Annotated in this window: 1 protein-coding gene (running past one end of the window); it reads left to right on the forward strand. The window is 72.8% G+C overall.

Annotated features, from left to right (window positions below):
* Nucleotides 1-13248 carry the 5' end (the start) of a type I polyketide synthase gene (locus ACZ6ZT_RS22590; protein WP_469721567.1) on the forward strand. It continues 21054 nt past the right edge of the window, so 13248 of the gene's 34302 nt are visible here — the first part of the coding sequence; its start codon is at nucleotides 1-3; its stop codon lies beyond the right edge, outside the window.

A 13248-nucleotide genomic window follows, 5' to 3' on the forward strand; every position in this document is an offset into this window, starting at 1 on the left:
ATGTTGAACGAGTCCCAGGATTTCGCAGCCGAAATCGACGGCGCCCCCGAGGCCGGCGAAACCCTGGACGTCAGCGGCGGCGACAGCCCGGAACGGTGGCGCGCGCACCTCTCCGGGCTGACCGAGGGAGAACAGCACGCCCTCCTGCTCGACCGGGTCGGAGACCTCGTCCTCGCCGCCCTGCGCGACAACGCACCCACGGTCCTCGACCCCCACCGCTCCTTCCTCGACCTCGGTTTCGACTCCCTCGCCGCCGTTGACCTGCACGCCCGCCTCGTGGCCGGCACCGGCCTGCGGCTGCCCGTCACCCTCGCCTTCGACCACCCCACCCCCGCCGCCCTCGCCCGCCGCATCCACGCCCTGCTCCTGGGCCTGACCACCCCCGCCGAGGCCCCCGTCACCGCCGCCATCAGCAGTGACGAACCGATCGCCATCGTCGGAATCGGCTGCCGCTTCCCCGGCGACGTCCATTCCCCCGAAGCGCTCTGGAACCTCGTCGCCACCGGCACCGACGCCATTTCGGAATTCCCCACCGGACGCGGCTGGAACCTCGACTCCCTCTACGACCCGGACCCCGACCGGTCCGGCACCAGCTATGCGCGTGAAGGTGGATTCCTGCACGACGCCGACCAATTCGACGCCGCGTTCTTCGGAATCTCCCCGCGCGAAGCCCTCGCCATGGACCCCCAGCAGCGCCTGCTGCTGGAAACCTCCTGGGAGGCGTTCGACCGGGCCGGCGTCGACCCCGCCGCACTCCGCGGCGGCCAGGTCGGCGTCTTCGTGGGCGCCGAAACCCAGGAGTACGGGCCCCGGCTCGAAGACGCCGCCGACGGCTTCGAGGGCTACCTCGTCACCGGCAACGCCGCGAGCGTCGCCTCCGGCCGCATCGCCTACACCTTCGGTTTCGAAGGCCCCACCGTCACCGTCGACACCGCCTGCTCCTCCTCCCTCGCCGCCCTGCACCTCGCCGTCCAGGCCCTGCGCACCGGCGAATGCTCCCTCGCCCTCGCGGGCGGCGTCGCCGTCATGGCGAGCCCCGGCTCGTTCGTCTCCTTCAGCCGCCAGCGCGGCCTCGCCCCCGACGGCCGCTGCAAGCCCTTCGCGGCCGCCGCCGACGGCACGGCCTGGGGCGAAGGCGCCGGCATGCTCCTCGTCGAACGCCTCTCCGACGCGCGCGCCCACGGCCACCGCGTCCTCGCCGTCGTCCGCGGCACCGCCATCAACCAGGACGGCGCCAGCAACGGCCTCACCGCCCCCAGCGGACCCGCCCAGCAGCGCGTCATCCGCCAGGCCCTCGCCAACGCCGGCCTGACCCCCGCCGACATCGACGCCGTCGAGGCCCACGGCACCGGCACCACCCTCGGCGACCCCATCGAAGCCCAGGCGCTCCTGGCCACGTACGGGCAGGACCGCCCCGGAGACCGGCCGCTGCGCCTCGGCTCCCTCAAGTCCAACATCGGCCACACCCAGGCCGCCGCCGGCGTCGCCGGGATCATCAAGATGGTCATGGCGATGCACCACGGCGTGCTGCCCAAGACCCTCCACGTCGACGCGCCGACCCCGCACGTCGACTGGGCGTCCGGAGCCGTCTCCCTGCTGACCGAACCCCTCGCATGGCCCGCGACCGACGCTCCGCGCCGGGCGGGCGTCTCCTCGTTCGGCATGAGCGGCACCAACGCCCACGCCATCATCGAAGAGCCGCCGGCCGAGGACCGCGAAGAAGCGGAAGCAGCGCGAGGGGACGACGACCAGCCCGCCGGGCAGGCGGCGGCCGGTCCGCTCCCCTGGACGCTGTCCGCCAAGACCCCCGAAGCCCTGCGCGCGGCCGCCCGGCGCCTCGGCGACTGGCTCGACACCCACCCCGACGCGGACCCCCTCGACATCGGCCACTCGCTCGCCGCCACCCGCGCCCGCTTCGAACACCGGGCCGTCGTCCTCGGCGAGGACCGCCCCGCCCTCCAGCGCGGCCTGCACGCCCTCGCGGACGCCACCGACACCCCCGCCGTCGTCCACGGCGCACCCGCCGCGGGACGCACCGCCATCCTCTTCACCGGCCAGGGCAGCCAGCGCCTGGACATGGGCCGCGAACTCTACGAGACCTACCCGGTCTTCGCGGACGCCCTCGACGACGCCTGCTGGTACCTGAACGAACAGCTCGAACTCCCGCTCCTCGACGTCCTGTTCGCCGAAGAGGACACGCCCGAAGCGGCCCTCCTGCACCAGACCGGCTACACCCAGCCCGCCCTCTTCGCGGTCGAGGTGGCCCTCTACCGGCTGGTCGAGTCGTGGGGCGTCACCCCCGACTTCGTGGCCGGACACTCGATCGGAGAGATCGCCGCCGCGCACGTGGCGGGCGTCCTGTCGCTGGAAGACGCCTGCGCACTGGTCGCTGCCCGCGGCCGGCTGATGCAGGCGCTGCCCGCGGGTGGCGCGATGATCGCCGTGCAGGCCTCGGAGGACGAGGTCCTGCCGCTGCTCACCGACGGCGTGAGCATCGCCGCCGTCAACGGCCCCCAGTCGGTCGTCGTCGCGGGCGACGAGGACGCCGCCCAGGCGGTCGCCGACGCCTTCGCGGCGCTCGGCCGCAAGACCAAGCGACTGACCGTGAGCCACGCGTTCCACTCGCCGCACATGGACGCCATGCTGGACGAGTTCCGCCGGGTGGCCCAGGTCCTCGACTACGGCACGCCCACCCTGCCCGTCGTCTCCCTCCTCACCGGCACCACGGCCACGGCCGCCGAACTGGCCGACCCCGAGCACTGGGTCCGCCACGTCCGCGAAGCCGTCCGCTTCCTCGACGGCGTCCGCACCCTCCGGGCCCGAGGCGCCGACTCCTTCCTGGAACTCGGCCCCGACCCGGTCCTCACCGCCCTCGCCCAGGACTGCCTGATCACCGACCCGCAGGACCCCGCCCACCCCGTGTTCGCCGCCGCCCTGCGCGCCGGCCGCGCCGAACCGGCCACCCTGCTCGACGCCGTCGCCCGCATGTTCGTCCGGGGCACGGCCGTGGACTGGGCCGCCTGCTACGCCGATACGGGCGCCCGGAGCGTGGAACTGCCGACGTACGCCTTCCAGCGGCAGCGGTACTGGATGAACGCCCGCACGGCGGCGGCCGAGCCGGCCCACACCCCGGCGCACGGGAGCGACCCGGCCGACGCCCAGTTCTGGGACGCGGTCGAGCACCAGGACGTGGCCGCGCTCGCCGTCGCCCTCGAACTGGACGCGGACGGCGAGCAGCCGCTCAGCGAGGTCGTTCCGGCCCTGTCGGCGTGGCGCCGCCGGGTACGGACCCAGTCCGAGGTGGACGGCTGGCGCTACCGGGACGCGTGGAAGCCGCTGGTGGATTCGGCGGCTGGTGCGCGGTTGTCGGGTGCTTGGTTGGTTGTGGTGCCGGCCGGTGGTGTGGATGACGCTGCTGTGGTGGGTGCGCTGGCCGGGCGGGGGGCTGAGGTCCGCCGGGTGGTGGTGGAGGGTGGTGCGGTGCGTGCCGCGCTGGCTGATGCCGATACGGCTGCGGTCGCGGGTGTGGTGTCGCTGCTGGCGCTGGATGAGGTGGCGGGGGTGGTTCCCACCGCTGAGCTGGTGCGGGAGTTGGGTGTGGCCGGGGTGGAGGCGCCGCTGTGGTGTCTGACCCGGGGTGCGGTGAGTGTGGGGCGTTCGGATCTCCTGGTGTCTGCTGTTCAGGCGCAGGTGTGGGGTCTGGGTCGGGTTGCCGCTCTGGAGCTGCCGGAGCGGTGGGGTGGTCTGGTCGATCTGCCCGAGGTGTGGGACGAGCGGGCGATGGGCCGGCTGGTCGCCGTGCTGGCGGGTGGTCTTGCTGGTGAGGACCAGGTCGCGGTGCGGTCGTCGGGGGTCTTCGGGCGTCGGCTGGTTCGCGCGGCTGCTGGTGGTTCGGGTGCGTGGGTGCCGTCCGGGACGGTGCTCGTCACCGGTGGTACTGGTGCCCTGGGCGGTCGGGTGGCTCGTTGGCTGGCCGGTGCGGGTGCTGAGCGGCTGGTGCTGACCAGCCGTCGGGGTGCGGATGCGCCGGGTGCTGCTGAGCTGGTGGAGGAGCTGTCCGGGCTGGGTGTGGAGGTGTCGGTGGTGGCGTGTGACGCCGCCGATCGCGATGCGCTGAGTACGCTGCTCGCGGGTGAAGCCGACGGCCTGACCGCTGTGGTGCACACCGCTGGGATCCTGGACGACGGTGTGCTCGACGCGCTGACGCCCGAGCGGTTCGAGAGCGTGCTGCGGGCCAAGGCCACGTCCGCTCTGAACCTGCACGAGCTGACCGTCGAGCTCGGTATCGAGCTTGCCGCCTTCGTGCTGTTCTCCTCGATGAGCGGCACGATCGGTGCGGCCGGTCAGGGCAACTACGCTGCCGCGAACGCCTACCTGGACGCCCTGGCCGAGCAGCGGCGTGCTGCCGGGCTGGCCGCGACGTCGATCGCCTGGGGTCCGTGGGCCGAGGGCGGTATGGCCGCCGACGAGGCGATGGACGCGCGCATGCGGCGTGAGGGCGTGCCGCCGATGGCTCCCGACGCGGCGATCGCCGCGCTGGCGCAGGCCGTGGGTGCGGGCGAGACCGCCCTGACCGTCGCGGACATCGCCTGGGACCGGTACGCGGCCGTCCTGGCGGCCGTCCGGCCCCACCCCCTCGTCCACGACTTCGTCACCACCGCGTCGGCGGGCGAGGCCGCGCGTACTGGTCACGGCACCGTGGTGACTGGCGCCGAGGTCGCCGGAGCGGCGTTCGCGAAGCTGGCCGGGCTGCCGCGGGCCGAGCAGGAGCGCGAGCTGCTCGCCCTGGTCCGTACGCAGGTCGCCGCCGTCCTCGGACACGAGGGCTCCGACGCGGTGGGCGCGGAGCGTGCCTTCAAGGAACTGGGCTTCGACTCCCTCACCGCCGTCGACCTGCGCAACCGCCTGGGCGCGGCCACCGGGCTGAAGCTCCCGACCACCCTGGTGTACGACTACCCGACCTCGACCGCCCTCGCCGGGTACCTGCGCGGCGAGCTGGCGGGCAGCGCGCCGGAGGCGGACGCCGCACTGCCGACGGCGGTGGCGACCGACGGCGACCCCATCGCGATCGTGGCGATGAGCTGCCGTTTCCCGGGCGGAGTCCGCACTCCGGAAGAGCTCTGGCACCTCCTGGCCCAGGGCACCGACGCCGTCGCCGGGTTCCCGGCCGACCGCGGCTGGGACCTGGAGCGGCTGTACGACGCCGACCCCGACCGGCCGGGCACGTCCCACACGCGCGAGGGCGGATTCCTTTACGACGTCGCGGACTTCGACGCCGACTTCTTCGGGATCTCGCCCCGCGAGGCCCTCGCCATGGACCCGCAGCAGCGCCTGCTGCTGGAGACGTCCTGGGAGGCCTTCGAGCGGGCCGGCATCGACCCCGCCGGGCTGAAGGGCAGCCGGGCCGGTGTCTTCGTCGGCACGAACGGCCAGGACTACCTCTCCCTCGTCGCCGGCGAGGCCGACGGCCTCGAAGGCCACGTCGGCACGGGCAACGCGGCGAGCGTGGTCTCCGGCCGCCTCTCCTACGTGTTCGGGCTCGAAGGCCCGGCCATCACCGTCGACACGGCCTGTTCCTCCTCCCTCGTCGCCCTGCACCTGGCCGTGCAGGCGCTGCGGCAGGGCGAGTGCACCATGGCGCTCGCCGGTGGTGTGACCGTGATGTCCACCCCTGATGCCTTCGTCGACTTCAGCCGTCAGCGCGGTCTGGCGGAGGACGGCCGGATCAAGGCGTTCGCGGCCGGTGCGGACGGTACGGGCTGGGGCGAGGGCGTCGGCATGCTGCTGGTGGAGCGGCTGTCGGACGCGCGGCGCAACGGCCACCCGGTACTGGCCGTGGTGCGCGGGTCGGCGATCAACCAGGACGGTGCCAGCAACGGCCTGACCGCGCCGAACGGGCCCTCCCAGCAGCGGGTGATCCGTGCGGCGCTGGCCGGGGCGGGTCTGTCGGCCGCTGATGTGGATGCGGTGGAGGCGCATGGTACGGGGACCCGGCTGGGTGACCCGATCGAGGCGCAGGCGCTCCTGGCCACGTACGGGCAGGAGCGTCCGGAGGGGCGGCCGCTGCTACTTGGTTCCGTGAAGTCGAACATCGGGCACACGCAGGCCGCTGCCGGTGTGGCGGGTGTGATCAAGATGGTGATGGCGATGCGGCACGGGGTGCTTCCGCAGACCCTGCATGTCGATGAGCCGACCCCGCACGTCGACTGGACGGCTGGTGACGTCGAGCTGCTGACCGAGGCGGTGGACTGGCCGGAGACCGGCCGTCCGCGCCGGGCCGGTGTCTCCTCGTTCGGTCTGAGCGGCACCAACGCCCACACGATCATCGAGCAGGCCCCCCTGGCGGAGGCGGACGAGGCCGCGGCGCCCGACGCCCCGATCCGTGGCACCGTACCGGCCCTGCCCTTCGTCGTCACCGGCAAGAACCCCGCCGGGCTGCGCGCCCAGGCGAGCCGGCTGGCTTCCTGGCTGAGCGGGAACCCGCAGGCCGTCCTCGCGGACACCGCGTACTCGCTCGCCGCCCAGCGGTCGAAGTTCGAGACGCGAGCCGTCCTGGTCGCGGGCTCCGAGAGCCGCGAGGCACTGACGGCGGCCTTGCGCGCCATCGCCGCCGGTGAGGACGTACCCGGGCTGGTGCGGGGCGAGGTCTCGGGTGGTGGGCTGGCATTCCTCTTCACGGGTCAGGGCAGCCAGCGGCTCGGGATGGGGCGTGAGCTGTACGAGGCCTTCCCGGTGTTCGCGGACGCGCTGGACGCGGTGTGCGCGCGGTTCGACCTCGAACTTCCGCTGCTGGACGTGCTGTTCGGTACGGACGGCGATCTGCTGGACCGGACCGAGTACACGCAGCCGGCGTTGTTCGCGGTGGAGGTGGCGCTGTTCCGGCTCGTGGAGAGCTGGGGTGTGCGGCCGGACTTCGTGTCCGGGCATTCGATCGGTGAGATTGCCGCCGCGCACGTGGCGGGTGTGCTGTCGCTGGATGACGCGTGCGTGCTGGTGGCGGCGCGTGGTCGGCTGATGCAGGCGCTGCCGGGTGGTGGCGTGATGATCGCCGTGCAGGCCTCGGAGGACGAGGTTCTTCCGCTGCTGACGGACCGGGTGAGCATTGCCGCGGTCAATGGGCCGTCGTCGGTGGTCATCGCCGGTGACGAGGATGCTGCGGTCGCCGTGCTGGAGGCGTTCTCCGGGCGTAAGAGCAAGCGGCTGACGGTCTCGCATGCGTTCCACTCGCCGCACATGGACGGGATGCTGGACGACTTCCGCCAGGTGGTGGAGGGGCTCACCTTCGAGGCACCGCGTATTCCGGTGGTGTCGAACCTGACCGGTTCGGTCGTCTCCGACGAGATGGCCTCGGCCGAGTTCTGGGTGCGGCACGTCCGGGAAGCCGTCCGCTTCCTGGACGGTGTCCGGGCGCTGGAGGCGGCCGGTGTGACGACGTTCGTCGAACTCGGGCCGGACGGAGTGCTGTCGGCACTGGCGCAGGAGTGCCTGACCGGTGACGCGGACACCGCGATCGTTCCGCTTCTGCGCGCGGGGCGCGCGGAAGCGGAGTCCGTGGTCGGCGCCGTGGCCCGGGCGTTCGTACGGGGTGCGCGGGTGGACTGGTCCGCCTTCCTCGCCGGTACGGGTGCCGGGCCGGTGGAACTGCCGACGTACGCCTTCCAGCGCCAGCGCTTCTGGCCGGAGCCGGCCCTGGCGGGCGGAACCGCTGCCCCCGCCGTGTCCGGGGACGCCGTGGACGCGCGGTTCTGGGACGCGGTGGAGCGGGGCGATCTGGCGTCCCTGCTGACCGAGCTGGAGGTGGACGACGAAGCGAGCTTCAGCGACTTCGTCCCCGCCCTGTCGGCATGGCGCCGGCAGAACCAGGAGCAGGCGCGGGTCGACGGCTGGCGCTACCGGGTGTCGTGGAAGCCGCTCACGGCGGCGGCCGTGTCGTCCGTGGTGCCGCGTGGCACATGGGTGGTCGTCGTGCCGGACGCGTGCGAGGACGACGCCCTGGCGGCGGCCGTGGTGGACGCGCTGGCCGGTCGGGGTGCCGAGGTCCGTCGGGTCGGGGGCGGTGCGGTGCGTGCCGTGTCGGCCGAGACGGATCCGGTGGCCGGTGTGGTCTCGCTGCTGGCGCTGGATGAGGCCGCGGGTGTGGTGCCCACGGCTGAGCTGGTGCGGGAGTTGGGTGAGGCCGGGGTGGAGGCGCCGTTGTGGTGTCTGACCCGGGGTGCGGTGAGTGTGGGGCGTTCGGATCTCCTGGTGTCTGCTGTTCAGGCGCAGGTGTGGGGTCTGGGCCGGGTCGCTGCTCTGGAGCTGCCGGAGCGGTGGGGTGGTCTGGTCGATCTGCCCGAGGTGTGGGACGAGCGGGTGATGGACCGCCTGGCCGGGGTGCTGGCGGGTGGTCTTGCCGGCGAGGACCAGGTCGCGGTCCGGTCCTCGGGCGTGTTCGGGCGTCGGTTGGTTCGTGCGGCTGCTACGGGTGGTTCGGGTGCGTGGGTGCCGTCCGGGACGGTGCTCGTCACTGGTGGTACGGGTGCTCTCGGTGGTCGGGTGGCGCGTTGGCTGGCCGGTGCGGGTGCTGAGCGGCTGGTGCTGACCAGCCGCCGTGGTGCGGACGCGCCGGGTGCCGCTGAGTTGGTGGCGGAGCTTGGCGGGCTGGGTGTTGAGGTGTCGGTGGTGGCGTGTGACGCCGCCGACCGGGGTGCTCTGCGTACGCTGTTGGCCGCTGAGGCCGACACGCTGACCGCTGTGGTGCACACCGCTGGTGTGCTGGATGACGGTGTGCTGGACGCGTTGACCGCCGAGCGGTTCGAGAGCGTGCTGCGGGCCAAGGCGACGTCCGCGCTGAACCTGCACGAGTTGACCGTCGAGCTCGGTATCGAGCTGTCGGCCTTTGTGCTGTTCTCCTCCATGAGCGGCACGATCGGTGCGGCCGGTCAGGGCAACTACGCTGCCGCGAACGCCTACCTGGATGCCCTGGCCGAGCAGCGGCGTGCCGCCGGGCTGGTCGCGACGTCGGTCGCCTGGGGTCCGTGGGCCGAGGGCGGCATGGCCGCCGACGAGGCCCTTGAGGCACGGATGCGCCGCGACGGCGTACCGCCCATGGACGTACAGCACGCCATCCGTGCCCTCCGGCAGGCCGTCGGAGCCCAGGACGTCGCCGTCACGGTGGCCGACGTCGAATGGGACCGCTACCTCGCCCACCACACCGCCGTGCGCCCCAGCGAACTCTTCGGCGAGCTGGACGAAGTACGCGAGAACCGTGCCGCCACGCAGTCCATGGCCGTGTCCGGGGGACGACACGGGCAGGCGGGCGCGCACGCCGGCAGCTCGCTCACCCTGTCCGGCCGCCTCGCCGTCCTCGCGCCCACCGAGCAGGAGCGGGAGCTGCTGACCCTGGTCCGCACGCACGTCGCGGCCGTCCTCGGTCACGGCGGCGCCGAAGCGGTCGGCGCGGAGCGTGCCTTCAAGGAGCTGGGCTTCGACTCCCTCACCGCCGTCGAGCTGCGCAACCGCCTCGGCGCGGCGACGGAGCTGCGGCTCCCCGTCACCCTCGTGTACGACTACCCCACCTCCGCCGCCCTGGCCGAGTACCTCCGCACCGAGCTCGTGGGCAGCGTCCCCGTCTCGGGCGCGCTGCTGCCCGTCGCGTCGGCGGTCGACGGGGACCCGATCGCGATCGTGGCGATGAGCTGCCGTTTCCCGGGCGGGGTCCGTACTCCGGAAGACCTGTGGCGCCTCCTTTCCGAGGGCACGGACGCGGTGGCGGAGTTCCCGGCCGACCGCGGCTGGAACCTGAACCGGCTCTACAGTCCCGACCCGGACCGGGCGGGCACCTCGTACACCCGCGAGGGCGGATTCCTCGCCGACGCGGCCGAGTTCGACGCCGACTTCTTCGGGATCTCGCCGCGCGAGGCCCTCGCCATGGACCCGCAGCAGCGCCTGCTGCTGGAGACCGCGTGGGAGGCGTTCGAGCGCGCCGGCATCGACGCCGGAATGCTGCGCGGCAGCCAGGCCGGTGTCTTCATCGGCACCAATGGCCAGGACTACCTCTCCCTGGTCGCCCACGCACAGGACGGCCTGGAAGGGCACGTCGGCACGGGCAACGCGGGCAGCGTCATGTCCGGCCGCGTCTCCTACGCCCTCGGGCTCGAAGGCCCGGCCGTCACCATCGACACCGCCTGCTCGTCGTCGCTCGTCGCCCTGCACTGGGCGGTCCAGGCGCTGCGGCAGGGCGAGTGCGACATGGCGCTGGCCGGCGGTGTCACCGTCATGTCGACGCCCGAGAACTTCATCGACTTCAGCCGTCAGCGCGGTCTGGCGGAGGACGGCCGGATCAAGGCCTTCGCGGCCGGTGCGGATGGTACGGGCTGGGGTGAGGGCGTCGGCATGCTGCTGGTGGAGCGGCTGTCGGACGCGCGGCGTCACGGGCACCCGGTACTGGCCGTGGTGCGCGGGTCGGCGATCAACCAGGACGGTGCCAGCAACGGCCTGACCGCGCCGAACGGGCCCTCACAGCAGCGGGTGATCCGTGCGGCGCTGGCCAGTGCCGGTCTGTCGGCGGCCGATGTGGACGTGGTCGAGGCGCACGGTACGGGGACCCGGCTGGGCGACCCGATCGAGGCGCAGGCGCTGCTGGCGACGTACGGGCAGGAGCGGTCGCAGGGCCGTGCCCTGCTGCTCGGTTCGATCAAGTCGAACATCGGGCACACGCAGGCCGCTGCCGGTGTGGCGGGTGTGATCAAGATGGTGCTGGCCATGCGGCACGGGGTGCTGCCGAAGACCCTGCACGTGGACGCGCCGACGCCGCACGTGGACTGGGCGGCGGGCGAGGTCAGCCTGCTGACCGAGGCCGTCGAGTGGCCGGAGACCGGCCGTCCGCGCCGCGCCGGTGTCTCCTCGTTCGGCATCAGCGGTACCAACGCGCACACCATCATCGAGCAGGCACCGGACGCCGCCGAACCGTCCGAGAGCGTCGCCGCGCCGTCGGCCGTACGCCCGGCCGGTGTCCTTCCGTATCTGCTCTCCGGCAAGACCAAGGAGGCCGTCCGGGCCCAGGCGGCGACCCTGACCGCGTACCTGGACGCGGCCGACGGAGCGGGCCGCCAGGGCGCGCTCGACGTGGCCTACTCCCTCGCCACGAGCCGCGCACACCTCGACCACCGGGCGGGCATCGTCCTCGTGGGCGCCGGGGATGACGGTGAGGACCTGCGGGACGCGCTGACGCGCCTCGCCGCTGGTGAGCCCACGCCTCGGACCGCGACGGGCGCGGCCGGTGACGGCCGCACCGCCTTCCTGTTCACCGGTCAGGGCAGCCAGCGGCTCGGGATGGGGCGTGAGCTGTACGAGGCCTTCCCGGTGTTCGCGGACGCGCTCGACGCGGTGTGCGCGCGGGTTGATCTCGAAGTGCCGCTGCGGGACGTGCTGTTCGGCGCTGATGCGGAGCTGCTGGACCGTACGGAGTACACGCAGCCGGCGTTGTTCGCGGTGGAGGTGGCGCTGTTCCGGCTGGTGGAGTCGTGGGGCGTCACGCCCGACTTCGTGGCCGGGCATTCGGTCGGTGAGATTGCCGCCGCGCATGTGGCGGGTGTGCTGTCGCTGGATGATGCGTGCTCGCTGGTGGCGGCTCGTGGGCGGTTGATGCAGGCGCTGCCGGGTGGTGGCGTGATGATCGCCGTGCAGGCCTCGGAGGATGAGGTTCTGCCGCTGCTGACGGAGCGCGTGAGCATCGCGGCTGTCAACGGGCCGACGTCCGTGGTCATCGCCGGTGACGAGGATGCTGCGGTCGCGATCGTGGAGGCGTTCTCCGGTCGTAAGAGCAAGCGGCTGACTGTTTCGCATGCGTTCCACTCGCCGCACATGGACGGCATGCTGGAGGACTTCCGCCAGGTGGTGGAGGGCGTCACGTTCGCTGCTCCGCAGATCCCGGTGGTATCGAACCTGACCGGTTCGGTCGTCTCCGACGAGATGGGTTCGGCGGAGTTCTGGGTGCGGCACGTCCGCGAGGCCGTGCGGTTCCTGGACGGCATCCGCGTCCTGGAGGCCGCGGGCGTGACGACGTACGTCGAGCTCGGGCCGGACGGTGTGCTGTCGGCGCTGGCGCAGGAGTGCGTGAGCGAGGACGCCGTCTTCGTGCCCGTGCTGCGCAAGGACCGGGCTGAGGCAGAGGCGCTGGTCACCGCCCTCGCGCAGGCGCACGTACAGGGTGTGGACGTCGACTGGTCGGCGTTCTTCGCGGGTACGGGTGCGCGGCGGGTGGACCTGCCGACGTACGCGTTCCAGCGGCAGCGCTTCTGGCCCGCTGCGGCGGCCTTCGCCGGCGGTGATCTGGAGTCGATCGGCCTCGGCGACGCCGGTCACCCGCTGCTGGGCGCGACCGTGGCCCTCGCCGACTCCGAAGGCGCGATCCTGGCCGGCCGGCTGTCGCTCGACACGCATTCCTGGCTCGCCGATCACGTGATCCATGGCGGTGTGCTGCTGCCGGGTACGGCCTTCGTGGAGCTGGCGGTGCGAGCCGGTGACCAGGTCGGTTGCGATGTGGTGGAGGAGCTGACGCTGGAGGCGCCGTTGGTGCTGCCCGAGCGTGGGGGCGTACAGCTCCAGTTGGTGGTCGAGGCGCCGGCGGTGGGCGGCGGGCGTCCCTTCGCCGTGTACTCGCGTCGTCAGGACGCGGCGGGCGAGGAGCCTTGGACGCGTCACGGGACGGGTGTGCTGGCGGCCGGTGGCCGCTCGGAGGCTTCGCAGGAGTTCGGTGAGCTGGCGGTGTGGCCGCCGGTGGACGCCGTCCCGGTCGACATCAGCGGTCTCTACGCGGAGCTGGCCGAAGGCGGAGTTTCCTACGGTCCCCTGTTCCAGGGGCTGACGGCCGCCTGGCGGCGCGGAGACGAGCTGTTCACGGAGGTGGCGCTGGCGGAGGACGGGCGTCGGGAAGCGGCCCGGTTCGGGCTGCACCCCGCCCTGCTCGACGCGGGGCTCCACGCGATCGGTTATGGCGACCCGTCCGGGCAGGCCGCTTCGGGTGCGCTGCTGCCCTTCTCCTGGGCTGGTGTCTCGCTGTACGCGGTGGGTGCTGCTGCTCTGCGGATGCGGTTGACGCCGACGGGTGCGGGTGATCCGCATGTGCTGGCGTTGCTGGTGGCGGATGAGTCGGGGCGGCCGGTGGCGGCGGTGGAGTCGCTGACGCTGCGTCCGGCCTCGGCGGAGCAGGTCAACGCGGCCGGTGCCGGTCACGTGGAGTCGCTGTTCCGCGTGGAGTGGGCGGCT

It is taken from the genome of Streptomyces sp. NPDC102258 (assembly GCF_055584685.1).